We start from the raw sequence: 22,132 nt of genomic DNA on the forward strand, positions 1-22,132 counted from the left end.
GTATTTATCAGACATGATGTGTCACTCCCTGTAGAGGGTAAACTATAGAGGTGACACAGAATTTTGAACACTACCGCCCTAATGAAGCTGTGAGGGTGACACAGAACTATGAACACCCTCATCATCCTTGGCATGTCAGTTCTCCTAATCTTTCAGCCGCAATCAATTTTGTTCCAGTTGTGTATTCCATTCTTATAAACGCAGCAAATCTATCTTGACTCGCCATGGATAATAGCTTTAGTGCATATACAAAATTTGGGTTTGCATCTTTTAGGCAGTCTAACGCTCTTCGGTAGTTAACTGTGGCAGTGAAAAACCTTTCTTCGTTGTCCGGGTTTTCGATCATTTGCATAACCGAATTTGCCAGCCTATAGGCTCCGGTTTTTATTTCGTAATCATCTATATTTGAATAAATAAAGTATTCAAGGTCATCATAAACTCCATCGACATCTTGATCTTTATCTGATATTGAATCTTTGCTTTCATATGGCTCTGGAGTGCTGTCTATATGTATGGTAACTAGCTTGGGGTACCATATTGTCACTCCTCCCCAGAAAATCTTCTTTTTTTCCCACGTTATTGATCGCTTGGTATATGAGTTTTCTATCTTATAAATATCTATGTTTCGATTATCTAGAGTCTCAACGTAAACATTATCAAAGTCGATACTTGTTTTGATGAGTGCGAAGTTGTTATTGGAGTCCTCTTCTTCATCGTTATGAATGCCTAATTCAGGCCGTCTGTCATCCAGCCAACTTCCAAATTGCACTGCTGCATCTTCTGCGTCAGCTAGTTCATCCCGGACAGTATCTTCAGCATCTGCCAATTCATCTCGGACGGTATCTTCAGCGTCTGCCAAATCATCTCGGACAGTATCTTCAGCGTCAGCAGCTTCTTCTCTCACAGAACCTTCTAAATCGGCGAGAGGATCTGTTATCGGAGAAAATTCAATACCAAATCCAAATGATTGGCCGGATATTAGTAGCAATATTGCCAAGTAGAATATTATGTTTTTTTTCATGCATCACCTTCCTTTGTTGAGTTTATAATCTTATAATTAATTTTATTCCGAATTCGTCATCCCTTGTTGGACAAGCTATTTCAATGTTGAATATTATTTTTGGTTCAGCTTGCCTTTTATGTATTAAATTTTGTAAACACTAGTGCGCTGGATTTGTTGGTAAAACTTATGATTTTGATACGTTTTTGCTTGTGGGAATGGGTGGCTACTTTAAATGACATTAAAAATAATTCGACAATCTTAAGCTGAAGTGACTTTTTTGCAGAAAAGGATGAGTACCTATTATTATTTATAAAACAATAGGTCGAATTGATACTAACACAACACAGGATATACATCAGACAGAGTTTTGCCTGAAGTAATAGTCCATTCCATAAGATATTTTTCTGTGATTTGTTAATTATTGTATGAGTAGTGGTTATGTGCACTCCTTGCGCTTCAATTCCTGTCAGATAATTCCTTGCAGACCTAAGATATTATGACTGAATGGTATTGATCAATTGATTTACATCAAGTTGGTTGTGAAAATGCCGCTTATTAGCTCAATAAACGACATTTAATTCGTCGTCCCTGCAAAACCTTCGACGCCAGCATTCAACAGCCTTACACGCCTGTTGCGCCCGGAGCTGCTTGACCTGATCGACCCCAGGCATGAACTCGTTCAGCTCAGTCAACGTTTCGACTTGTAGAAACTTGAGCGTCACTGCCAGAGTTCTTACTGCTCAAACAACGGACGCCCTGGATCATCGTCCCGATTAATCATTGGCCTGACACTTCTGAAACATATCTGCGCGCTATCGGATGAACACTGCATTGCCCGCTGGGCAGAAACCCCCTACTGGCAGCACTTCTGTGGCGAGCAGTATTTCCAACATCGACCGCCGATTGATCCCAACGTTCGGGCGTTCGACCGAGGGTACCGGGGAGCGCAGCACGACAGTTGTATAACCGGTCTGCATCAATCATTAAAAGAAAGGGCGAGGCAAAGCGCAAATGGCTTATCCAACGGCTGCTGACGAGGCTGTAAAAAAGTATTTTCGAAAGGCATTTCCTCGCCATATCCAAAATGACTACCACAATGCTCCAACCAACATCGCAGCCCTCGAATTCCCGTTCGATACTGGTTAATCTGGTGAGCAGGTTTACTGTTTCTACTCTTGTTTCTACAGGTTGTTGCCATGTCGATTGTTGCTTCTCTCTCCTCCCTTGCCTCTGGGCACGCCACCACGCCACTGACCTTGCTGGCCAAATCCGAATTCGAACCCTGGTTGCAGCAGCAACCTGCGGCCAAAGACTGGCTTGAAGCCAGCCATTATTCAGGAACGGGCACCGCTTTGATCCCGCAACCCCAAGGCGGTTGTCTGGCGCTGTATGTGTGTGAATCTCTGGATGACCCTTTTGCCTGTGGCGAGTTGTCTGCCAGTTTGCCAGCAACGGATTACGTACTGACGGAAGATGCCAGCGCAGAACGCTTGCTGAATATCGCTTTTGGCTGGGGAGTGGGCGCTTACCGCTTTACTCGCTACAAGGAGAACAGCAAGCCCCAAGCCCGGCTGCTGCTCGACGATGCCAGTCTGGTCGATAAGGCCAACCAACAGATCGACGCTATCAATCTGGTGCGAGATCTGGTGAATACTCCGGCTCAGGATATGATGCCGGCACAGCTGTCGGAGGTTACCCGGTCTTTGGCAGAAGAGTTTGGTGGCCGGTTTGAGGAAATTGTTGGCGATGACCTGTTAACACAGAACTACCCCATGATTCATGCCGTTGGCCGCGCCAGTGTGCACTCACCCCGGTTGCTCGATGTGCGTTGGGGTAATCCTGATTCCCCTGCCGTTACCCTGGTTGGCAAAGGCGTCTGTTTTGACAGCGGTGGCCTGAACCTCAAGCCGGGTAACTATATGCGGCAGATGAAAAAAGACATGGGGGGTGCCGCTCATGTATTGGGGCTGGCCCGGATGATTATGTCATCAGGTCTCGATATCCATTTGCGTGTGCTGATTCCTGCGGTCGAGAATGCCGTCAGTGGCAATGCGTTCCGCCCCGGCGATATTCTGCCGACTCGTAAAGGCCTGACGGTCGAAATCGATAATACCGATGCCGAAGGTCGTCTGGTCTTGTGTGATGCCCTGGCGGAAGCCGAGTCAGAACACCCGGAGCTGATGATCGACTTCGCCACTCTGACGGGAGCCTGTCGAGTTGCGCTGGGCACTGAGCTGCCAGGTTTTTTCTGTAACGACCGTTCGGTGGCACAGGCCTTGTCCGATGCCGGGGAAGCCGCAGCAGAGCCGGTATGGCAACTGCCGTTACACAAACCTTATTTTGAATTTATGAAAAGTGAGATTGCTGATCTGGTGAACGGCGCTTCCAGCCCTTATGGCGGCGCGATTACTGCCGCGCTGTATCTGCAAGCGTTTGTTGAGAACACTCCCTGGGTGCATTTTGACATTATGGCCTGGAATCTGCGCAAACTGCCCGGTCGCCCGGTCGGTGGTGAGGCCATGGGCGTACGCGCCGTTTTCCAGTATCTGAACGAACGTTACTCCTAAGCGGCTCCGGTACACCGATACCCGGTGCGTGCATTCTGTCCGGGGTCATTCGGGTTATTACGCGCCCTGTAAAAGAGCAACCCGCTCTGCCCTGTGCCATTTGTTATGGCACAGGGCACGACTTTCTGGCACTACCGGGCAGTATCTTGCCTTGCCAGCCCTGATGCGCTGCTCAGATTGACCTCTCGCCGATGGCAGAATCCAACCGCCAGCCTGACCCAAGCCTTTGATATTCAAGCCGTTCTCCCATGTCTGCCACACTGGCTGAGATGTTTTGTATCCTCTACGACCTTTTTGCGGCTCCAACGTCATTTTTCGTCAACTTGGCGTGAGAATTGAATATTCCTTTGAGGAATTTTTATTTCAAGAAGATCCAGATATCACAGCAATCAGGACATTTATGACGCCTACCCGACCAGACGCTGTTCGCCTGCTTGGGCTCGATTTCGGCTCCACCACATCCAGTATGATGGTGGCGGAAGTCAGCCTTGGAAAACACAGCGTCAACGGCCGGATGACCTATACCAACCCTGTCCTGATCTATCGCTCGCCAGCCTGCTTTACGCCGTTCAAGAACCAGCAAATCGATACCGATGCCCTGCTACAGCAATTATCACACTGGATGCAGCAGGCTCAGCTGGAACAGTATCCGGCGCACACGGGAGCCGCACTGATCACAGGGCTGGCAGCCCGCAGTGACAATGCCCGGGTGCTCAGTCAGCTGATTGGTGAACGGATTGGTGACGCCTTGATTGCAACTGCCGATGATCCCGGTCTGGAATCCTGGATGGCGTTTATGGGCAGCTGCCAGTTACTGAGCCGTTATCACCATAACCAGCCGGTACTGAATCTTGATATTGGCGGTGGCACCACCAATCTGGCTTTGGGCCTGTCGGGCGACGTTCAATGCTGCGGTTGTTATTACATTGGCGCTCGCCATTTCCGCTTTGAGCCTGGCAGCTATCGGTTAACCGGTCTTTCCCCTTACGGCCGTGAGTTATTGCGGCAGTTGGGTGTCCGCGAGATACCAGCAGTGTTCGAGACTCATTTGTGCCAGCGTATTGTGCAGTGGATGGTGCAGAGCCTTGAGCAGATTGTGCTCGGCAACGAAGCCACCATTGATGATGGTTTCCGCCAGCTGGCACTGCTGAATCCAGATGGGCCACAGCATCATGCCAGCCCGCTGGTGACGTTTTCCGGCGGTGTCGGGGAATTGATTTATCACTTTCTCGATCACGGCAGCTGGCCAGCCACTACCGCTTATGGGGATTTGGGGATTGATCTGGCCCGGGCAATAGTTGCTTCCCCGATTCTTTCACGCTCTTTGTCAGTCCGCCCGGACAGCGCCGGTCGGGCAACGGTATTGGGGCTGACCTTGCACAGCTCGGATATTTCCGGCACCAGTCTTTATATCAGTAACGCGGCGCAACTTCCTCTCACCGATTTGCCGCTGTTATCCCATCTGTCGCTGGATGCCAGTCAGGAGACGATCAATCAGGTCATACGACTGGCTCAGGGCTGCCAACGCGGTGCCGCCATCCGGGTTCGTTGTCTCTCGAGCGAAACGGATTTGCCGCTGATCAAACGGTTTGCCCAGCGGCTGAACCACGCCAGGGATAGCACCTGCTTACTAACACAAACCCCATTGGTACTGTTGCTGGAAAACAACATCGGCAAGACCCTGGGAAATTACCTGAGCAACTGGGGCCAGCGCCCGGAACCACTGCTGGTGATTGATGAAATTCCCGACCGACAGGCACAATTTATTCATGTCGGTCGACCACTGAAACAAGTCATACCAATATCCTTTTTCGGTATGAGTCAGGAGGCTAGCTGATCATGTCTGTTTTTTGTCCAACCCCGACCCAACATATTCATGTCCCTGCGGTGGCAGAGCCCCAAACCTACGATATTTTGTTGATGCAAAAGCGCTATCGCTTTCGCAATCTGGCGCATCTGCTCGGAGCCGCTGACGTCAGCAAGGCCGGAGATCGTATTGCCGGACTGGCCGCCGCGGATGAAATTGAGCGCGAAGCGGCCCGCACCCTGTTGTCTCAACAGACATTGCAGCATCTTTACGATACTCCGCTGACCGATGCCGAAGGCCGCATCGACAGCGTGATGCGGATCAACTACGACATCGATATGGCTATCTTCGCCACCTTGCGCCATATGACGTTGGGGCAGCTGAAGGATTTGATGCTGGCCAGCAAGGGGCCGCGTATCCGGGAACTGGGCACCGCCCTGACTGGCGTAATGGTCGCGGCTGTCACCAAACTGCTCGATGTCCATGAGCTGATCCTTCTGGCCAAGCGCTTGAAGCACGGCGCTTCGGCCCAGGCTCGTACCCGTGTTGGTTTGGCTGGTACCTTGTCTTCACGCCTGCAGCCGAACCACCCGACCGACAATCTCGCCGGGATCAGCTTGCTGACCTACGCCGGGCTTTCCATGGGTGCTGGAGATGCTTTGCTTGGCCTGAATCCGGCGATTGATACTGTTGATAATATCAGCGCCGTTTTACACCACCTCGACAAATTGCGTCGCGAAACCGGAGCGCCAACACAAATTTGTGTGTTGTCTCATATCAAGACCCAAATGGCCTGCCTGCAAGAAGGTGCACCGGTAGAGATCATCTTCCAGAGTCTGGCAGGTACTGAGCGAACACTGACCGATGAATTTGACGTCACTGTCGAGCTGCTGGATCAGGCTTGTGCCTTGATGCAAACCCACGGGCCGCTGCGTGACACCGGGGCCGAGAATGTTATGTACTTCGAAACCGGCCAGGGCAGTGAGCTGACTTACAACAAGCACAATGGTCTCGATATGGCCACCTGTGAAGCCTTGTGTTATGGCCTGGCCCGTCGTTACCGTCCTTTTATGGTGAACAATGTCACTGGCTTTATTGGCCCGGAAACCCACCTCGATAACTTTGAGATGACCTACAGCTGCTTGCAGGATCACCTGATGGGCAAGCTGATGGGCTTGCCGATGGGCATGGCCCCCTGCTTTACCCTGCACTCCCAGGTGACTGCCGAAGGTCAGCAAATGGCAACCGAGTTGCTGGCTGCCGCCGGTGCCAACTTTTTTATGGACGTCTATTTGGGCAACGATCGTATGCTCGCCTACTTTGATACCAGTGGCCATGACGATCAGACCCTGCGCGAGATTCATGAACTCGAGCCTGCACCGGAGTATCTCAGCTGGGCGATGGATAAAGGTATTTTTGTCCGCGATGAAGACGGTGGATTGGAACGTGGCCCCAACTGGGGTAAACCAGAACAGTTCTGTGCATCAGAAAGTGACTACCAACGTTTGCTGGAATCGGTTCCGGCAGCTTATGGCTTTGATAATGCCGGGCCACGACCAAGCAATCAGGTGGCGCGTACGCTGAGAAGTAACCAGGCGGTGGCTCGGGAAGCGATCTATGCCGACCTCAACGTCAAACAACTGACGGATACGCTGGGGTTTCGGCAACTGATTACTCGGGCCGACTCCCGGGAAATGCATTTGTCCAACCCGGAAACCGGCTCTTATCTCGATACCCATTGCCGCCTGAGCCTGTCGCCGGAATTTACCGATGTCCAGATTCTGGTTACCGATGGACTCAGCGCCGAAGCCGTACACCACAATATCGAACAGCTGCTACCGGTGTTGCAGGACGGCTTGCAAAGCCGGGGGTATCACTGTGGCCAAACCATCGTATGCCAATACGGCCGCGTCAAGTTGGCTGAAGATATTGGCCGCTCACTGCAGTCGCAACTGGTGATCAACCTGATCGGGGAACGCCCTGGAGGCGATGCCATGGCATCCAGAAGCCTGTCGGCTTATCTGGCTTATCGGGTGGCTGATGACCAGCGTCCACAAGCCGCGGCTTTCAGTGGTAATCCGGATATTGAGTGGGAATACAGTGTGATTTCCAATATTTATCAGAAAGGATTACCGGCAACGGAAGCCGGTTCGGTAATCGCCGAAAAAGCAATCCAGATTCTGACTCACGGCGCTGCCGGAAATCGTCTTGAATCGCTGTTAAAGCCGCATGCTGCTGCCTGATCCAGTCTGCGCTAACTCACTGCGCTGACTCAGTCTGAGCTAGCGCTAGCTGCGCCAGAAAAGGATGTCTGGCTTCAGCAAGTGGCCACTGCCTTGTATAAACAGCAGGCATAAAAAAACCCGCTCGAAAGCGGGTTTTCAGGAAGAACAGCCGATATTACTCAGCTGCATCATCCTTTACTTCTTCAATCTCTTCTGCTTCAACAACTGGACGATCGACCAGCTCTACATACGCCATAGGCGCAGCATCACCAGAACGGAAACCGCATTTCAAAATACGGATATAACCGCCTGGACGAGCTTGGTAACGAGGACCGAGTTCGTTGAACAGTTTACCAACAGCTTCTTTGCTGCGGGTACGAGAGAACGCCAGACGACGATTTGCAACTGAATCTTCTTTAGCCAGAGTGATCAGTGGCTCAGCAACGCGGCGCAGTTCTTTCGCTTTTGGCAGAGTCGTTTTAATGACTTCATGTTCGAACAGGCTCACCGCCATGTTTTTCAACATGGCTTGGCGGTGTGCGCTGGTACGATTGAAGTGACGACCACTTTTACGATGACGCATGGTTTAATTCCTTACTAACTGAACGCTCAGCTTACGCAAGCACTTTGTCGTCGTTACGGAGGCTGGCAGGTGGCCAGTTCTCCAGGTGCATACCCAACGACAAGCCACGGGAAGCGAGAACGTCTTTGATTTCAGTCAGAGACTTTTTACCCAGGTTAGGAGTCTTCAACAGCTCAACTTCTGTACGCTGGATCAGATCGCCGATGTAGTAAATATTTTCTGCTTTCAAACAGTTGGCGGAGCGGACGGTCAACTCCAAATCGTCGACAGGACGCAGCAGAATCGGATCAATTTCTTCCTCTTCACGTACCTGTTCAACAACTTCATCATTCTCAAGATTGACAAAGATAGCCAGCTGTTGCTGCAAGATGGTCGCGGAACGACGGATCGCTTCTTCCGGATCAATGGTGCCATTGGTTTCCAGATCGATAACCAACTTGTCCAGGTCAGTACGTTGTTCCACACGAGCGCTATCGACGCTGTATGAAACCCGCTTGACCGGGCTGTAAGTGGCATCCAGCTGAAGTTTACCAATTGCCTTGGTTTCCTCATCATTCTGGTAACGAGATTCGACGGTTTCATAACCGCGACCTGAAGCGACTTTGATCGTCATCTTCAGCTCGGCACCTTCACCCAAATGGGCAATGACGTGGTCCGGGTTGACAATGTCAACACCATGATCCAGTTGAATATCGGCAGCTGTAACCGTAGCCGGGCCGGTTTTGGCCAGGGTCAGGTTCGCTTCGTCACGCTCATGCAATTTGACTGCAACGCCTTTCAGGTTCAGCAGGATTTCAATAACATCCTGTTGAACACCTTCAATTGCGCTGTACTCGTGCAATACGCCGTCGATTTCACATTCGACAATGGCCGCACCCGGCATTGATGACAGCAAGATACGACGCAGGGCTGCGCCCAGAGTGTGACCAAACCCGCGTTCCAGAGGCTCAAGAGTGACCTTGGCATGGGTACCGCTAACTTCGTCTACCTGGATGTTACGAGGTGTCAAAAATTCATTAACTGCACGCTGCATAGCTGCCCTTAAGCTCCTCTATTATTTAGAGTAAAGTTCCACGATCAGGTTTTCGTTGATTTCCGCAGGGAGATCAGCGCGTTCCGGAACATTGGTAAAAGTACCTTCCATCTTGCCAGAATCAACAGAGATCCACGCGCAATCGCTACGTTGACCAGCTAATTCCAGAGCAGTCTTGATACGATCTTGCTTGCGTGATTTCTCACGAATAGCAATAACATCGCCAGTTTGCACCTGGTAAGACGGAATATTAACAGTACGTCCGTTAACGGTGACTGCTTTGTGAGAAACCAGCTGACGCGATTCTGCGCGAGTAGAACCAAAACCCATGCGATAAACAACGTTATCCAGACGGGATTCCAGCAATTGCAGCAGGTTTTCACCAGTCGCACCTTTACGGCGCGCTGCTTCTTTGTAGTAGCTACGGAATTGCTTTTCAAGAATGCCGTACAAACGACGAACTTTTTGCTTTTCACGCAGCTGCAAACCATAGTCAGACAGACGACCACGACCTGCGCCATGAACACCTGGCTTGGTTTCAAGCTTACATTTTGTATCGAGTGCGCGAATGCCGCTTTTCAGGAACAGGTCAGTTCCTTCACGACGAGACAGCTTACACTTTGGACCAATATAACGTGCCATAATTCTGCCTCCTTATACGCGACGCTTCTTAGGTGGACGACAGCCGTTATGAGGAATCGGCGTCACGTCTGTGATGTTGGATATTTTGTATCCACATGCATTCAGCGCGCGAACGGCAGATTCACGGCCTGGACCTGGACCTTTAACTTCAACGTCCAGATTCTTCAGGCCATACTCTTTGGCAGCTTCACCAGCACGTTCTGCTGCCACCTGAGCGGCAAAAGGAGTGCTCTTACGAGAACCACGGAAACCAGAGCCCCCGGCCGTTGCCCAGGACAATGCGTTGCCCTGACGGTCGGTGATGGTCACAATGGTGTTGTTAAAAGAGGCGTGGATATGGGCAATGCCATCCACTACCTGCTTTTTAACCTTTTTCTTGGTTGATCTTTGTGGCTTAGCCATTTTTACAATCCTGCTTTTAATATCAACACTGCAACAAGTGAATGCAGCTACACTAAAAGTCCAATCCGGTAATCAGTGATTACTTACGGATTGGCTTGCGCGGACCCTTACGGGTACGAGCATTCGTTTTAGTACGCTGACCGCGAAGAGGCAGGCTACGACGGTGACGAATACCGCGGAAGCAACCCATGTCCATCAATCGCTTGATGTTCATTTGTACTTCACGACGCAGATCGCCTTCGACCGAAAACTTAGCAACTTCATTACGGATAATGTCCAGCTGGTCTTCGCTCAGAGAACCAATTTTGGTGCTCTCAGCAATGCCTGATGCGGCACAGATTTGCTGGGCAGTGGTCTTACCAATGCCAAAAACATAGGTCAGAGAAATCACTGCATGCTTGTTGTCAGGAATATTGACACCGGCAATACGGGCCATGTCTAACTCCGTTACACTTACTTGATGAAAGGGCGCGAGATACTACAAGTAGCTTGCCGTAAATGCAAGCTACTTGTTAACCACACCCGCCATGCCAGGAGAATTAACCCTGACGTTGTTTGTGCTTGGGATCTGAACAGATCACGCGCACACTGCCGTTTCGACGAATGATTTTACATTCACGGCACATTTTTTTAACAGACGCACGTACTTTCATGACAGTCTCCTAAAATGGTCTCAGCGATTAGCTGAGCCCATATTTTTCAAGTTCGCTTTCTTCATCAGGGATTCATACTGATGCGACATCAGATGAGATTGCACCTGCGCCATGAAATCCATAACCACCACCACTACGATCAGCAGTGATGTACCGCCAAAGTAGAAAGGTACATCGGCTGCTACCACCAGAAACTGGGGCAACAGACAGACGGACGCAATATAGAGGGAACCAAACAGAGTCAGACGACCCAGCACGGTATCAATATACTTGGCAGTTTGAATTCCGGGACGAATCCCTGGAATGAAAGCACCGGACTTTTTCAGGTTCTCGGCCACATCTTTCGGGTTAAACATCAACGCCGTATAGAAGTAACAGAAGAAAATAATACCGGCAGCAAACAATACGATATACAGCGGCTGGCTAGGAGCCAGGGCCAGGCTAATGTCCTGTAGCCATTCCATACCTTCGCCTTGACCAAACCATTGCCCCAGGGATGCCGGGAACAACAGCAGGCTTGAAGCGAAAATCGCAGGAATAACACCCGCCATATTCAGCTTGAGTGGCAGATGGCTGCTTTGAGCACCCATCATTTGACGGTTGCCCATCTGGCGCTTGGCATAGTTGATGGTGATGCGGCGCTGTCCCCGTTCAACGAAGACAACAAACGCGATAACCGCGACTGACAAAGCAGCGATAACCAACAACAACAGGATATTCAAATCGCCCTGACGAGCAGATTCAAACGCCTGACCAACCGCACTTGGCAATCCAGCAACGATACCTGCAAAAATCAGAATGGAAATACCATTACCAATACCACGTTCCGTTACCTGTTCGCCCAGCCACATCATAAAGACGGCACCTGCCACGAAGGAAGGTACTGCTGCGATATAAAAATCGATACCAGAAGAGAAGGTGACACCCTGCCCCGCCAGCCCTGCTGACACACCGAACGATTGGACGGTGGCCAGCAAGACAGTGCCGTAGCGGGTGTATTGGGTAATCTTGCGACGCCCCGATTCACCTTCCTTCTTGAGCTGCTCAAGCTGAGGGCTCACCGCCGTCAGCAATTGCATGATAATGGACGCGGAAATGTACGGCATGATACCGAGCGCAAGAATACTCATACGCTCCAGGGCGCCGCCGGAAAACATGTTGAACATTTCCAGGATGGTGCCCTGATTCTGTTCAAACAACCGAGCTAACGCGTCCGGGTTAATCCCTGGTACCGGAATATGGGTACCAATCCGATATACAACAATTGCCAAGAGTACAAACCGGATCCGAGAGAATAATTCTCCCAGACCCTTGTTCATTCCTTGTGGTTGTGAGCCTTGAGTAGCCATTAGTCTTCGACCTTACCGCCTGCTGCTTCAATGGCAGCGCGAGCGCCTTTAGTGACTTTCAGACCTTTAACAGTCACAGCCTTGCTGATTTCGCCAGACAGGATAACGCGACCTTCTTTGAACTTGTCGCCTATCACGTCTGCTGCTTTCAGTGCTGCCAGATCGACAACATCGCCCTCAACCAAAGTCAGTTCGTTGAGACGAATCTCGGCAACGTACTGGGCTTTGCGTGAAGCAAAACCAAACTTTGGCAAACGACGGTGGATCGGCATCTGACCACCTTCGAAACCGGGTGCAACGCTGCCACCTGAGCGAGACTTCATGCCCTTGTGACCACGACCACCGGTTTTGCCCAAACCAGAACCGATACCACGGCCAACGCGCTTGCGCGTCGGCTTGGAACCAGGAGCTGGACTCAATTCATTGAGGCGCATATTACTCCCCTTCAACCTTAACCATGTATTGAACTTGGTTGATCATGCCGCGAATGGATGGTGTATCTTCCAGTTCAACAGTATGACCAATGCGACGCAGGCCCAGACCTTTCATGGTTTCGCGGTGCTTTGGCAATTTGCCAATAGTGCTGCGAGTCTGGGTAACCTTTACAGTTTTCTTTTCCATATCGAATTACCCCAGAATTTCTTCAACAGTCTTGCCGCGTTTTGCAGCCACCTCTTCAGGTGACTTCATTTGCGCAAGACCATTAAAGGTTGCACGAACCACGTTATTCGGATTGGTAGAACCGTAGCACTTGGCCAGTACGTTCTTGACGCCAACCATCTCCAGTACTGCACGCATCGCACCACCGGCAATAATACCGGTACCTTCAGATGCTGGCTGCATATAAACCTGTGCACCGGAGTGACGGGCTTTGATTGGGTACTGAAGTGTGCTGCCATCCAGCTGCACTGTGATCATGTTGCGCTTGGCTTGTTCCATGGCTTTTTGAATTGCCATTGGAACTTCACGGGACTTACCGCGACCGAAGCCAACACGACCATTACCATCGCCAACCACTGTCAGAGCAGTAAAGGCGAAAATACGACCACCTTTTACTACTTTGGCTACACGGTTAACCTGAACCAGTTTTTCCTGGAATTCACTTTCTGAGCGATCGTTGTTGCGATCGTTATTACGTTCGTTATTTGCCATGATCTTTACCCTTAGAATTCGAGGCCGTTTTCACGAGCCGCGTCAGCCAGAGCCTTGATGCGACCATGGTATCTAAAACCGGAACGATCGAAAGCGACCTTGGTAATACCGGCGGCTTTTGCACGCTCAGCAATCAACTGACCCACTTTCGTGGCAGCACTGACGTTACCAGTTAAATCGTTACGCAGATCTGCTTCTACTGTAGAAGCCGTTGCAAGGACGCTAGCGCCATTGGCAGCGATGATCTGAGCATAAATGTGTCGAGGTGTACGGTGTACACACAGGCGAACCGCGCTTTTTTCACGGATATTTATCCGGGTTTTCTGGGCACGGCGCAGACGAGCTTTTTTCTTCTCATTCATGGCCTAGACCTTACTTTTTCTTGGCTTCTTTACGACGAACAATCTCGTCAGCGTAACGAACACCTTTACCTTTATAAGGTTCAGGAGGACGGTAACCGCGAATTTCAGCGGCGATCTGTCCGACAACTTGTTTGTCGACACCTTTGATTACAACTTCCGTCTGGCTTGGTGTTTCACAAGTCACGCCTTCAGGCAGTTCATAATCAACCGGGTGGGAGAAGCCCAGGGACAGGTTCAGAGTTTTGCCAGAAGACTTGGCACGATAACCAACACCTTGCAAAACCAGTTTCTTTTCAAAGCCAACACTTACACCGGTAACCATATTGTTTACCAGAGCGCGGAACGTTCCCGCCAGAGCATTGGATTGCTTGTCATTCTTTTTCGGAGCGAACTTCAGTTCATTCTCTTCTTGCTGAATATCCACAGCAGTGTGGATAGCCAGTTCCAAGGAACCTTGTTTGCCCTTAACAGAGATCTTGTCAGCGGCCAGTGTAATTTCAACACCAGTCGGGATCTGTACAGGAGCCTTAGCGACGCGTGACATGGTATCCCCTTAAAATACAGTGGCGATAACTTCACCACCGACACCCGCAGCACGGGCGGCGCGGTCAGTCATGACGCCTTTCGAGGTGGATACAATGGCTACGCCCAAACCTGCCTCAACTTTCGGCAGTTGTGCGGAGCCCTTGTACTGACGCAGACCAGGGCGTGATACACGCTGGATGCGTTCAATAACTGGCTTGCCTTCGTAGTATTTCAGATCGATAGTCATAACCGGTTTGGTTGACTCTTCTACTGAAAAACCACTGATATAGCCTTCTGCTTCCAGAACCTGGGCAACAGACGCCTTCATTTTTGAAGACGGCATGCTCACATTCGTATGACCAGCTTGCTGGGCATTACGAATGCGGGTGAACATGTCCGCCAACGTATCTTGCATACTCATTTATATTACCTCTGTTGTGCAGCGGCCTTCAGGCAAAGCCGGGAGCTTATTGCTCCGGCCTTGCATAAAGGGTGTGCTTACCAACTCGCCTTTTTCAGACCTGGCACGTTACCTTTCATTCCCTCTTCACGCAGTTTGATACGTGAGAGTTTGAATTTGCGGTAAACACCGTGCGGACGGCCCGTTATTTGACAACGACGCTGCTGACGGCTCGCTGATGAATCGCGAGGCAGTTTTTGCAGTGCCTGTTGTGCATTCCAGCGTTCTTCGTCAGAAGAATCCTGGTTACTAATGATTGCCTTGAGTTCAGCACGCTTGGCAGAATATTTCTCTACCAGCTTTTCACGCTTTAACTCACGCTGCTTCATGCTGATTTTAGCCATGATTAACTCCTCAGTTACGGAACGGGAACTGCAGCGCTTTAAGCAAAGCACGGCCTTCTTCGTTGGTTTTGGCTGTGGTGGTGATGGTCACATCCATACCGCGAATCTTGTCTACTTTATCGTAGTCAATTTCCGGGAAAATGATCTGTTCTTTCACACCCATGCTGTAGTTGCCGCGACCATCAAAGGACTTACCGTTAATACCACGGAAGTCACGTACACGAGGCAGTGAGATATCGATCAGACGATCCATAAATTCCCACATACGGTCGCGACGCAAGGTCACTTTACAACCAATCGGCCAGCCTTCACGAACCTTGAAGCCCGCGACAGATTTACGTGCCTTGGTAACAACCACTTTCTGGCCAGCAATCAGTTGCATATCTGCAACTGCGCTGTCCATCAGTTTCTTGTCGCCCAGTGCTTCACCAACACCCATGTTCAGGGTGATTTTGGTGATTTTAGGCACTTCCATAATGTTCTTGTAACCAAACTCTTCTTGCAGCTTGGCTACTACTTCTTGTTTATACAGTTCTTCTAAACGTGACATAGCAGTATCCAGCTCCAATTAGGCGTCGATTACATCGCCTGAGGATTTGAAGATACGTACCTTTTTCTCACCGTCAACCTTGAAGCCAACACGATCGGCTTTTTCAGTTTTAGGGTTCCAGATGGCCACGTTGGAAGCCTGAATACCGGCTTCGCGCTCGATGATGCCACCTGGCTGTTGCAGGTACGGGTTAGGCTTCTGGTGTTTTTTCACCATGTTAACGCCGGTAACGATCAGACGGCCATCTTGCTGTACCTTTTGAACGGTACCGCGTTTGCCCTTGTCTTTACCTGCGATAACAACCACTTCGTCTTTACTACGGATTTTCAACATTTGCATTCCCTCCCTTAGAGCACTTCAGGTGCTAGGGAAATGATCTTCATAAACTTCTCTGAACGAAGTTCACGAGTCACCGGGCCAAAGATACGCGTACCGATTGGCGACAAGGATGCGTTCAGAAGAACCGCAGAGTTGACGTCAAAGCGGATAATTGAACCATCTGCGCGGCGAATACCTTTGCGGGTACGCACTACAACAGCGTTCATTACCTGGCCTTTTTTAACTTTACCGCGAGGAATTGCTTCCTTAACGGACACTTTAATCAAATCACCGATGCCGGCATAACGACGATGCGAACCGCCCAGTACTTTGATGCACTGGACACGCTTTGCGCCGCTGTTATCGGCAACGTCTAGCATGGTTTGAGTTTGGATCATGCCTCTCGCTCCTTAACTGACTCTACCTGGCGATTAAACCTTGGCAGCGCGCTCGTCGATAGTTACCAACGCCCATGTCTTGTTTTTAGACAGTGGGCGTGACTCTTGTACTGTAACGGAATCGCCAATCTGGCATTCGTTATTGGCGTCGTGCGCCATAATCTTGGTAGAACGTTTCACGAACTTTTTATAGATCGGATGCTTTACAAAACGCTCAACCCGGACAGTGATGGACTTATCCATCTTGTTGCTCACGACACGACCACTCAGGGTACGAACGGATGTTGTGTTCTCAGTCATGATCATTCACCTGCCTTGCTTGCCAGCACAGTTTTAACGCGAGCAATGTCGCGGCGGGTTTGACTCACCAGGTGAGTCTGGCCCAACTGGCCGGTCGCTTTTTGCATACGCAACTTAAATTGTTCGCCTAACAGTTCTAACAGCTGAGATTTCAGCTCAGCCACTGATTGTTCTTTCAGTTCACTTGCTTTCATCACAGCACCGTCCGTTTAACGAATACAGTATCGAAAGGCAGCTTGGCCGCAGCCAGAGCGAACGCTTCACGCGCCAACTCTTCAGGCACACCTTCCATCTCGTAAAGAACACGACCTGGCTGAATCTGGCATACCCAGTATTCAACGTTACCCTTACCTTTACCCATACGAACCTCGAGAGGTTTTTCTGTAATAGGCTTGTCCGGGAACACGCGGATCCAGATCTTGCCGCCACGTTTCACCTTACGGGTCATCGCACGACGTGCTGCTTCAATTTGACGCGAAGTCAGACGACCACGGCCGGTAGCTTTCAGCGCATATTCGCCAAAGCTGACCTTGGAGCCACGAATGGCCAAGCCACGGTTACGGCCGGTCTGGACTTTGCGGAATTTGGTACGTTTTGGTAACAACATAACTCAATCCCCTTATGAACGACCGGATTTCTTCTTACCCTGGCTTTTGGCGCGCTCTCGTACCTCTTGGATACCGCCCAGAATCTCCCCTTTGAAGATCCAGACTTTAACGCCAATAACACCGTAGGTAGTGTGTGCTTCGTAAGTTGCGTAGTCGATGTCGGCACGCAGTGTGTGCAGAGGCACACGTCCTTCACGATACCACTCGGCACGAGCAATCTCAGCTCCACCCAATCGGCCGCTCACCTGGATCTTGATACCTTCAGCACCACCACGCATGGCGTTCTGAACGGCGCGTTTCATCGCACGGCGGAACATAACTCGACGTTCCAGCTGGCTAGCAACGCTCTGGGCAACCAGTTTGGCATCCAGATCAGGTTTGCGAACTTCTTCAATATTGATGTGTACCGGAATACCCATCACTTCGCTCAGGTCCTTACGCAGAACCTCAACGTCTTCACCTTTTTTGCCAATCACAATACCTGGGCGGGCAGTGTGGATGGTGACTTTGGCGTTTTGTGCAGGACGCTCAATGACGACCTTGCTGACTGATGCCTTTTCCAGGCGCTTTTCGATCATGGATCGAACAGCAATGTCAGTCAGCAGATTGTCGGCGTACTTATCCTTACCGGCATACCAGATCGAATTATGATCTTTGACGATGCCCAAACGGATACCGGTTGGATGAACTTTCTGACCCATCTGACCAACTCCTATTTTTCTGAAACTTTCACAGTGATGTGACAAGTGCGCTTGAAAATACGATCCGCGCGGCCTTTCGCTCGAGGGCGAATACGCTTCATGGTCATACCTTCATCAACGAAGATCGTGCTGACATTCAGCTCATCTACGTCAGCGCCATCATTGTGCTCAGCGTTGGCGATGGCAGATTCCAGAACTTTCTTGACCAGCTCAGCACCCTTTTTGGTACTGAAAGTCAGAATTTCCAGAGCTTCATCCACTTTCTTACCGCGGATCTGGTCTGCGACCAGGCGCGCTTTTTGAGCGGACAAGCGAGCACCACGTAAAACAGCGGCTACTTCAGACATACTTCACCCCTTCTTAGCGTTTGGCTTTCTTATCCGCTACGTGACCCTTGTAAGTCCGAGTCAGCGCGAATTCGCCCAGTTTATGTCCAACCATGTCTTCAGTGACGAAAACAGGCACGTGTTGTTTGCCGTTATGTACAGCGATGGTCAGCCCCACGAAATCCGGGAAGATAGTGGAGCGGCGAGACCAGGTCTTGATCGGACGCTTGTCGTTCTTCTCAAGAGCGGCCTCTACCTTCTTCATCAAGTGATGGTCAATAAATGGACCTTTTTTCAATGAACGTGGCACAGTTCAATCCTCTCTAGTTATTTCGCAGAACGACGGCGTACGATCAGATGGTCGGTACGCTTATTCTTACGAGTCTTGTAGCCTTTGGTTGGTACACCCCAAGGAGAAACAGGATGGCGACCACCAGAGGTACGACCTTCACCACCACCATGTGGGTGGTCCACTGGGTTCATTACCACACCGCGAACGGTAGGACGAACACCACGCCAGCGCGTTGCACCAGCTTTACCCAGTTCACGCAAACCGTGCTCGGCATTGCCAACTTCGCCCAGAGTGGCGCGACAGTCAGACAGAACCTTGCGCATTTCGCCGGAGCGCAGACGCAAGGTGCAGTAAGTGCCTTCACGGGCAACCAGCTGTGCAGATGTACCCGCGGAGCGAGCGATCTGACCACCTTTACCAGGCTTCAGCTCGATATTGTGAATAACGCTACCAACCGGTACGTTACGCAGTGGCATTGCAGAACCTACTTTAATAGGTGCGTGCTCGCCAGAGACGATTTCATCACCTGCACTCAGACCTTTAGCGGCCAGAATGTAGCGACGTTCACCGTCTGCGTATTTCAGCAGGGCAATGTTCGCGCTGCGGTTCGGATCGTATTCCAGACGCTCAACAACAGCAGGAATGCCATCTTTGTTGCGTTTGAAGTCGACGATACGATAGTGATGCTTATGACCACCGCCAATGTGACGAGTGGTAATCCGGCCATTGTTGTTACGACCACCGGACTTGCTGTTCTTTTCAAGCAGAGGAGCAAAAGGTTTACCCTTGTGCAGCTCTTTATTCACGACTTTAACGAGATGGCGACGGCCAGCTGAAGTCGGTTTAGTTTTCACCAATGCCATGACTTGAGCTCCTTATTCCGCGTCAGCGAAGTCGATGTCCTGACCGGCGACCAGGCGAACATATGCTTTACGCACATCGTTACGCTTGCCCATACCGCGTGCAGTACGCTTGGTTTTGCCTTTAATGTTGACAACCTGTACTGACTGAACTTTTACTTCAAACAGGGCTTCAACGGCTTGTTTGATTTCTGGCTTGGTAGCATCAGGAGCCACACGGAAAACATACTGTCCGTGTTTTTCGGCAACCCAGGTTGCTTTTTCAGAAATCTGAGGTGCAATCAGCACCTTGTAAAGGCGTTCACGGATCATGCGTAAGCCTCCTCAAGTTGTTTCAAGGCTTGCACTGTCACCAGGACTTTCTCGAATGCAATCAGGCTCACTGGATCGATCGCTGATGCTTCGGTCACGCCTACATGCGGAACGTTACGAGCGGCAAGATACAGCTTCTCGTCAAGATCCTCAGAGATGATCAATACGTTGCTCAGGTCCAGATCATTCAGTTTGGCAACAAACTCTTTGGTCTTATGGCTTTCAACGCCAAAGGAGTCTGCAACCACCAAACGGTCTTGACGAACCAGCTCGGACAAGATGACCTGCATGGCTGCGCGGTACATTTTCTTGTTCAGCTTTTGATCAAAATCGCGTGGTTTGGCAGCAAATGTAACACCACCAGAACGCCAGATTGGGCTGCTTGAAGTACCCGCACGAGCACGACCAGTTCCTTTTTGACGCCAAGGCTTGATACCGCCACCGGCGACTTCAGAACGAGTCTTTTGTGCTTTGGTACCCTGACGGCCACCTGCCATATAAGCAGTGACCACCTGGTGAACCAGGGCTTCGTTAAATTCGCGGCCGAAGGTAGTGTCAGAAACAGCTACCGCATTGCCTGCGTTAGTTTTCAGTTCCATCGCTTACCCCTTCGCCTTAACAGCTGGTTTCACAATCACGTCAGAACCTGGAGCACCAGGAACCGCGCCTTTAACCAGCAGCAGGTTGTTTTCCACGTCAACGCGTACGACTTCCAGGCTTTGGGTGGTCTGTTGTTCAGAACCCATATGACCAGCCATTTTCTTGCCTTTCCAGACACGACCAGGAGTCTGACACTGGCCGATAGAGCCAGGTGCGCGGTGTGACAAGGAGTTACCGTGGGTAGCATCCTGAGTACGGAAGTTCCAACGCTTTACGCCGCCTTGGAAACCTTTACCTTTCGTGGTACCAGTAATATCAACTTTCTGACCCGCTTCAAACTGGGTCACCAGAAGTTCGTCACCGGTACTGAAAGATTCTTCAGTACGGAACTCAATAGCGCCTCGACCAGCTTCGACATTTGCTTTCGCAAAATGACCGGATGCCGGCTTGGAAACGCGTGACGCTTTCTTAGCGCCAAAAGTAACCTGAATTGCACTGTAGCCGTCAGTATCGACGGTTTTTACCTGAGAGACGCGGTTTGGCGTTACTTCCAGGACAGTAACAGCAACAGATTGACCTTCTTCGGTAAAGATACGAGTCATGCCCGCTTTTTTACCGACAATACCAATTGCCATTTTAATTACCTCTCGTGTACGGGGCTTGGACCCACTATGGCCGCCTGACATTAGGCGTTACACAGAGCACTGTGTAAGGTTAAGCCTTTTATCTCTTAACCAAGACTGATCTGAACTTCCACTCCGGCAGCCAGATCCAGTTTCATCAGCGCATCAACGGTTTTTTCTGTTGGCTCAACAATGTCGAGCATGCGCTTGTGCGTACGGATTTCGTACTGATCGCGCGCGTCTTTGTTGACGTGCGGAGAGACCAGAACGGTAAAACGCTCTTTACGGGTAGGCAGTGGAATAGGTCCACGCACCTGAGCGCCCGTACGTTTGGCGGTATCGACAATTTCCTGAGTCGAAGTATCGATCAGGCGATGGTCGAAAGCCTTTAAACGGATACGGATTCGTTGGTTCATTACCAAACTCCAAGATTATGTGCAGAGCTCGCTTTCACCCCCAATTCAAGGGGACGCGAATTGTATGCGGCTGTACAAAAAGTGTCAACCGACAAAAATAAAAATGCCACAAAGCTGTGGTGAGACAGGAATACTTTTCGGCAGGATAAAAGCCCCGACAGAGGGGGCTTCTATTCAAGGTCGACATGATGTCGACCTTGAACGTCTGATCTTACTCGACGATTTTGGCTACAACACCAGCACCAACGGTACGACCACCTTCACGAATCGCAAAACGCAGACCTTCGTCCATAGCGATTGGCGCAATCAGGGTAACGGTCAGTTGCACGTTATCACCTGGCATAACCATTTCAACGCCTTCTGGCAGTTCACATGCACCGGTTACGTCCGTAGTACGGAAGTAGAACTGTGGGCGGTAACCTTTGAAGAATGGCGTGTGACGACCACCTTCATCTTTACCCAGCACGTATACTTCTGACTGGAACGTGGTGTGAGGTGTGATAGAACCTGGCTTGGCCAGTACTTGTCCACGCTCAACTTCGTCACGCTTGGTACCACGCAGCAGAACACCAACGTTCTCACCAGCACGGCCTTCGTCCAGAATCTTGCGGAACATCTCAACGCCAGTACAGGTCGTTTTGGTAGTTTCCTTGATACCGATGATCGCAACTTCTTCACCAGTACGTACGATACCGCGCTCAACACGACCGGTAACAACCGT

General features: G+C 50.5%; 33 protein-coding genes and 1 pseudogene. 4 read left to right on the plus strand and 30 right to left on the minus strand.

Annotation, left to right across the window (positions count from 1 at the left end):
• Positions 1–121 precede the first annotated feature (121 nt).
• On the minus strand, positions 122–1,021 hold the full coding sequence (locus tag Q8W22_RS15875) for a hypothetical protein (RefSeq protein ID WP_305453041.1): 900 nt from the start codon (positions 1,019–1,021) through the stop codon (positions 122–124).
• A gap of 743 nt (positions 1,022–1,764) precedes the next feature.
• On the opposite strand from Q8W22_RS15875, the pseudogene Q8W22_RS16735 reads away from it, so the two are divergent.
• From Q8W22_RS16735 to eutB, 4 genes and pseudogenes are all read left to right on the plus strand, one after another.
• Positions 1,765–2,037: pseudogene (locus Q8W22_RS16735) on the plus strand (transposase); the annotation flags it as partial.
• 162 nt (positions 2,038–2,199) lie between these two features.
• The gene (locus Q8W22_RS15880; RefSeq protein ID WP_305453042.1) at positions 2,200–3,570 is read left to right on the plus strand and encodes a M17 family metallopeptidase; all 1,371 of its coding nucleotides are present in this window, start codon (positions 2,200–2,202) and stop codon (positions 3,568–3,570) included.
• Positions 3,571–3,970: 400 nt separating this feature from the next.
• Entirely contained in the window at positions 3,971–5,407 is a 1,437-nt protein-coding gene (locus tag Q8W22_RS15885) for an ethanolamine ammonia-lyase reactivating factor EutA (RefSeq protein ID WP_305453043.1), read from the plus strand.
• 2 nt (positions 5,408–5,409) lie between these two features.
• Positions 5,410–7,620, plus strand: a complete 2,211-nt coding sequence (eutB, locus tag Q8W22_RS15890) for an ethanolamine ammonia-lyase subunit EutB (RefSeq protein WP_303434741.1) — start codon at positions 5,410–5,412, stop codon at positions 7,618–7,620.
• 157 nt (positions 7,621–7,777) lie between these two features.
• Here eutB and rplQ read toward each other — a convergent pair whose 3' ends face one another.
• The 29 genes from rplQ to Q8W22_RS16035 all read right to left on the minus strand — a co-directional run.
• Positions 7,778–8,185, minus strand: a complete 408-nt coding sequence (gene rplQ, locus Q8W22_RS15895) for a 50S ribosomal protein L17 (RefSeq protein ID WP_303434740.1) — start codon at positions 8,183–8,185, stop codon at positions 7,778–7,780.
• 31 nt (positions 8,186–8,216) lie between these two features.
• Positions 8,217–9,218, minus strand: coding sequence for a DNA-directed RNA polymerase subunit alpha (gene rpoA / locus Q8W22_RS15900; RefSeq protein ID WP_303434739.1), 1,002 nt, complete (start codon positions 9,216–9,218; stop codon positions 8,217–8,219).
• 21 nt (positions 9,219–9,239) lie between these two features.
• Positions 9,240–9,860, minus strand: coding sequence for a 30S ribosomal protein S4 (rpsD, locus tag Q8W22_RS15905; protein WP_303434738.1), 621 nt, complete (start codon positions 9,858–9,860; stop codon positions 9,240–9,242).
• 12 nt (positions 9,861–9,872) lie between these two features.
• A complete protein-coding gene (gene rpsK, locus Q8W22_RS15910; protein WP_094059483.1) occupies positions 9,873–10,262 on the minus strand; it encodes a 30S ribosomal protein S11 in 390 nt (129 codons plus the stop codon).
• A 79-nt stretch (positions 10,263–10,341) separates the two neighbouring features.
• Positions 10,342–10,698 carry a 30S ribosomal protein S13 gene (gene rpsM / locus Q8W22_RS15915; protein WP_303434737.1) on the minus strand — a complete coding sequence of 119 codons (357 nt, stop codon included), beginning with the start codon at positions 10,696–10,698 and terminating at the stop codon, positions 10,342–10,344.
• A 103-nt stretch (positions 10,699–10,801) separates the two neighbouring features.
• Positions 10,802–10,915: a 50S ribosomal protein L36 gene (rpmJ, locus tag Q8W22_RS15920; protein WP_303434736.1), complete on the minus strand. Its 114-nt coding sequence runs from the start codon at positions 10,913–10,915 to the stop codon at positions 10,802–10,804.
• A 20-nt stretch (positions 10,916–10,935) separates the two neighbouring features.
• Positions 10,936–12,264: a preprotein translocase subunit SecY gene (gene secY / locus Q8W22_RS15925; RefSeq protein ID WP_303434735.1), complete on the minus strand. Its 1,329-nt coding sequence runs from the start codon at positions 12,262–12,264 to the stop codon at positions 10,936–10,938.
• Positions 12,264–12,698: a 50S ribosomal protein L15 gene (gene rplO, locus Q8W22_RS15930; RefSeq protein WP_303434734.1), complete on the minus strand. Its 435-nt coding sequence runs from the start codon at positions 12,696–12,698 to the stop codon at positions 12,264–12,266. The genes secY and rplO overlap by 1 nt, the downstream gene beginning before the upstream one ends.
• 1 nt (position 12,699) lies before the next feature.
• Positions 12,700–12,885, minus strand: a complete 186-nt coding sequence (gene rpmD / locus Q8W22_RS15935; protein WP_303434733.1) for a 50S ribosomal protein L30 — start codon at positions 12,883–12,885, stop codon at positions 12,700–12,702.
• 6 nt (positions 12,886–12,891) lie between these two features.
• Positions 12,892–13,416: a 30S ribosomal protein S5 gene (gene rpsE, locus Q8W22_RS15940; protein ID WP_303434732.1), complete on the minus strand. Its 525-nt coding sequence runs from the start codon at positions 13,414–13,416 to the stop codon at positions 12,892–12,894.
• 11 nt (positions 13,417–13,427) lie between these two features.
• Positions 13,428–13,778 carry a 50S ribosomal protein L18 gene (gene rplR / locus Q8W22_RS15945; RefSeq protein ID WP_303434731.1) on the minus strand — a complete coding sequence of 117 codons (351 nt, stop codon included), beginning with the start codon at positions 13,776–13,778 and terminating at the stop codon, positions 13,428–13,430.
• Between the two features lie 10 nt (positions 13,779–13,788).
• Positions 13,789–14,322 (minus strand): 50S ribosomal protein L6, encoded by a 534-nt coding sequence (rplF, locus tag Q8W22_RS15950; protein WP_303434730.1) that lies wholly within the window; start codon positions 14,320–14,322, stop codon positions 13,789–13,791.
• Positions 14,323–14,331: 9 nt separating this feature from the next.
• Entirely contained in the window at positions 14,332–14,724 is a 393-nt protein-coding gene (gene rpsH, locus Q8W22_RS15955; protein WP_303434729.1) for a 30S ribosomal protein S8, read from the minus strand.
• A 77-nt stretch (positions 14,725–14,801) separates the two neighbouring features.
• Positions 14,802–15,107: a 30S ribosomal protein S14 gene (gene rpsN, locus Q8W22_RS15960; RefSeq protein WP_303434728.1), complete on the minus strand. Its 306-nt coding sequence runs from the start codon at positions 15,105–15,107 to the stop codon at positions 14,802–14,804.
• Positions 15,108–15,117: 10 nt separating this feature from the next.
• On the minus strand, positions 15,118–15,657 hold the full coding sequence (rplE, locus tag Q8W22_RS15965) for a 50S ribosomal protein L5 (RefSeq protein WP_303434727.1): 540 nt from the start codon (positions 15,655–15,657) through the stop codon (positions 15,118–15,120).
• Between the two features lie 18 nt (positions 15,658–15,675).
• On the minus strand, positions 15,676–15,990 hold the full coding sequence (rplX, locus tag Q8W22_RS15970) for a 50S ribosomal protein L24 (protein ID WP_303434726.1): 315 nt from the start codon (positions 15,988–15,990) through the stop codon (positions 15,676–15,678).
• Positions 15,991–16,004: 14 nt separating this feature from the next.
• A complete protein-coding gene (rplN, locus tag Q8W22_RS15975; protein WP_303434725.1) occupies positions 16,005–16,373 on the minus strand; it encodes a 50S ribosomal protein L14 in 369 nt (122 codons plus the stop codon).
• A 33-nt stretch (positions 16,374–16,406) separates the two neighbouring features.
• Positions 16,407–16,673: a 30S ribosomal protein S17 gene (gene rpsQ / locus Q8W22_RS15980; protein ID WP_303434724.1), complete on the minus strand. Its 267-nt coding sequence runs from the start codon at positions 16,671–16,673 to the stop codon at positions 16,407–16,409.
• A 2-nt stretch (positions 16,674–16,675) separates the two neighbouring features.
• The gene (rpmC, locus tag Q8W22_RS15985; RefSeq protein WP_303434723.1) at positions 16,676–16,867 is read right to left on the minus strand and encodes a 50S ribosomal protein L29; all 192 of its coding nucleotides are present in this window, start codon (positions 16,865–16,867) and stop codon (positions 16,676–16,678) included.
• Positions 16,867–17,280 (minus strand): 50S ribosomal protein L16, encoded by a 414-nt coding sequence (gene rplP, locus Q8W22_RS15990; protein WP_303434722.1) that lies wholly within the window; start codon positions 17,278–17,280, stop codon positions 16,867–16,869. Before rplP ends, rpmC begins: the two co-directional genes overlap by 1 nt.
• 12 nt (positions 17,281–17,292) lie before the next feature.
• Positions 17,293–17,982 (minus strand): 30S ribosomal protein S3, encoded by a 690-nt coding sequence (gene rpsC / locus Q8W22_RS15995; RefSeq protein WP_303434721.1) that lies wholly within the window; start codon positions 17,980–17,982, stop codon positions 17,293–17,295.
• A gap of 11 nt (positions 17,983–17,993) precedes the next feature.
• Complete coding sequence (gene rplV / locus Q8W22_RS16000; RefSeq protein WP_303434720.1) at positions 17,994–18,329, minus strand: 50S ribosomal protein L22; 336 nt, start codon at positions 18,327–18,329, stop codon at positions 17,994–17,996.
• A 13-nt stretch (positions 18,330–18,342) separates the two neighbouring features.
• Positions 18,343–18,618: a 30S ribosomal protein S19 gene (gene rpsS / locus Q8W22_RS16005; protein ID WP_221797397.1), complete on the minus strand. Its 276-nt coding sequence runs from the start codon at positions 18,616–18,618 to the stop codon at positions 18,343–18,345.
• Between the two features lie 17 nt (positions 18,619–18,635).
• Positions 18,636–19,463 (minus strand): 50S ribosomal protein L2, encoded by an 828-nt coding sequence (gene rplB, locus Q8W22_RS16010; protein ID WP_303434719.1) that lies wholly within the window; start codon positions 19,461–19,463, stop codon positions 18,636–18,638.
• Positions 19,464–19,475: 12 nt separating this feature from the next.
• Positions 19,476–19,772: a 50S ribosomal protein L23 gene (gene rplW, locus Q8W22_RS16015; protein ID WP_303434718.1), complete on the minus strand. Its 297-nt coding sequence runs from the start codon at positions 19,770–19,772 to the stop codon at positions 19,476–19,478.
• Positions 19,769–20,371, minus strand: a complete 603-nt coding sequence (gene rplD / locus Q8W22_RS16020) for a 50S ribosomal protein L4 (protein WP_303434717.1) — start codon at positions 20,369–20,371, stop codon at positions 19,769–19,771. Before rplD ends, rplW begins: the two co-directional genes overlap by 4 nt.
• A 3-nt stretch (positions 20,372–20,374) precedes the next feature.
• Positions 20,375–21,007, minus strand: coding sequence for a 50S ribosomal protein L3 (gene rplC / locus Q8W22_RS16025; RefSeq protein ID WP_303434716.1), 633 nt, complete (start codon positions 21,005–21,007; stop codon positions 20,375–20,377).
• 95 nt (positions 21,008–21,102) lie between these two features.
• Positions 21,103–21,411 (minus strand): 30S ribosomal protein S10, encoded by a 309-nt coding sequence (rpsJ, locus tag Q8W22_RS16030; RefSeq protein WP_036535225.1) that lies wholly within the window; start codon positions 21,409–21,411, stop codon positions 21,103–21,105.
• 211 nt (positions 21,412–21,622) lie between these two features.
• On the minus strand, positions 21,623–22,132 hold a 510-nt coding region (locus Q8W22_RS16035), incomplete at its 5' end, for an EF-Tu/IF-2/RF-3 family GTPase (RefSeq protein ID WP_305453044.1).

This window comes from Oceanobacter sp. 1_MG-2023 (assembly GCF_030689025.1).
In the GTDB taxonomy this organism is placed as follows: domain Bacteria; phylum Pseudomonadota; class Gammaproteobacteria; order Pseudomonadales; family Oceanobacteraceae; genus Oceanobacter.

Bases quoted from the DNA above. Each gene is read 5' to 3' on its own strand.
- Q8W22_RS15875 (WP_305453041.1), bottom strand. From the start codon at position 1,021: ATGAAAAAAAACATAATATTCTACTTGGCAATATTGCTACTAATATCC.
- Q8W22_RS15880 (WP_305453042.1), top strand. From the start codon at position 2,200: ATGTCGATTGTTGCTTCTCTCTCCTCCCTTGCCTCTGGGCACGCCACC.
- Q8W22_RS15885 (WP_305453043.1), top strand. From the start codon at position 3,971: ATGACGCCTACCCGACCAGACGCTGTTCGCCTGCTTGGGCTCGATTTC.
- eutB (WP_303434741.1), top strand. From the start codon at position 5,410: ATGTCTGTTTTTTGTCCAACCCCGACCCAACATATTCATGTCCCTGCG.
- rplQ (WP_303434740.1), bottom strand. From the start codon at position 8,185: ATGCGTCATCGTAAAAGTGGTCGTCACTTCAATCGTACCAGCGCACAC.
- rpoA (WP_303434739.1), bottom strand. From the start codon at position 9,218: ATGCAGCGTGCAGTTAATGAATTTTTGACACCTCGTAACATCCAGGTA.
- rpsD (WP_303434738.1), bottom strand. From the start codon at position 9,860: ATGGCACGTTATATTGGTCCAAAGTGTAAGCTGTCTCGTCGTGAAGGA.
- rpsK (WP_094059483.1), bottom strand. From the start codon at position 10,262: ATGGCTAAGCCACAAAGATCAACCAAGAAAAAGGTTAAAAAGCAGGTA.
- rpsM (WP_303434737.1), bottom strand. From the start codon at position 10,698: ATGGCCCGTATTGCCGGTGTCAATATTCCTGACAACAAGCATGCAGTG.
- rpmJ (WP_303434736.1), bottom strand. From the start codon at position 10,915: ATGAAAGTACGTGCGTCTGTTAAAAAAATGTGCCGTGAATGTAAAATC.
- secY (WP_303434735.1), bottom strand. From the start codon at position 12,264: ATGGCTACTCAAGGCTCACAACCACAAGGAATGAACAAGGGTCTGGGA.
- rplO (WP_303434734.1), bottom strand. From the start codon at position 12,698: ATGCGCCTCAATGAATTGAGTCCAGCTCCTGGTTCCAAGCCGACGCGC.
- rpmD (WP_303434733.1), bottom strand. From the start codon at position 12,885: ATGGAAAAGAAAACTGTAAAGGTTACCCAGACTCGCAGCACTATTGGC.
- rpsE (WP_303434732.1), bottom strand. From the start codon at position 13,416: ATGGCAAATAACGAACGTAATAACGATCGCAACAACGATCGCTCAGAA.
- rplR (WP_303434731.1), bottom strand. From the start codon at position 13,778: ATGAATGAGAAGAAAAAAGCTCGTCTGCGCCGTGCCCAGAAAACCCGG.
- rplF (WP_303434730.1), bottom strand. From the start codon at position 14,322: ATGTCACGCGTCGCTAAGGCTCCTGTACAGATCCCGACTGGTGTTGAA.
- rpsH (WP_303434729.1), bottom strand. From the start codon at position 14,724: ATGAGTATGCAAGATACGTTGGCGGACATGTTCACCCGCATTCGTAAT.
- rpsN (WP_303434728.1), bottom strand. From the start codon at position 15,107: ATGGCTAAAATCAGCATGAAGCAGCGTGAGTTAAAGCGTGAAAAGCTG.
- rplE (WP_303434727.1), bottom strand. From the start codon at position 15,657: ATGTCACGTTTAGAAGAACTGTATAAACAAGAAGTAGTAGCCAAGCTG.
- rplX (WP_303434726.1), bottom strand. From the start codon at position 15,990: ATGTTGAAAATCCGTAGTAAAGACGAAGTGGTTGTTATCGCAGGTAAA.
- rplN (WP_303434725.1), bottom strand. From the start codon at position 16,373: ATGATCCAAACTCAAACCATGCTAGACGTTGCCGATAACAGCGGCGCA.
- rpsQ (WP_303434724.1), bottom strand. From the start codon at position 16,673: ATGACTGAGAACACAACATCCGTTCGTACCCTGAGTGGTCGTGTCGTG.
- rpmC (WP_303434723.1), bottom strand. From the start codon at position 16,867: ATGAAAGCAAGTGAACTGAAAGAACAATCAGTGGCTGAGCTGAAATCT.
- rplP (WP_303434722.1), bottom strand. From the start codon at position 17,280: ATGTTGTTACCAAAACGTACCAAATTCCGCAAAGTCCAGACCGGCCGT.
- rpsC (WP_303434721.1), bottom strand. From the start codon at position 17,982: ATGGGTCAGAAAGTTCATCCAACCGGTATCCGTTTGGGCATCGTCAAA.
- rplV (WP_303434720.1), bottom strand. From the start codon at position 18,329: ATGTCTGAAGTAGCCGCTGTTTTACGTGGTGCTCGCTTGTCCGCTCAA.
- rplB (WP_303434719.1), bottom strand. From the start codon at position 19,463: ATGGCATTGGTGAAAACTAAACCGACTTCAGCTGGCCGTCGCCATCTC.
- rplW (WP_303434718.1), bottom strand. From the start codon at position 19,772: ATGATCCGTGAACGCCTTTACAAGGTGCTGATTGCACCTCAGATTTCT.
- rplD (WP_303434717.1), bottom strand. From the start codon at position 20,371: ATGGAACTGAAAACTAACGCAGGCAATGCGGTAGCTGTTTCTGACACT.
- rplC (WP_303434716.1), bottom strand. From the start codon at position 21,007: ATGGCAATTGGTATTGTCGGTAAAAAAGCGGGCATGACTCGTATCTTT.
- rpsJ (WP_036535225.1), bottom strand. From the start codon at position 21,411: ATGAACCAACGAATCCGTATCCGTTTAAAGGCTTTCGACCATCGCCTG.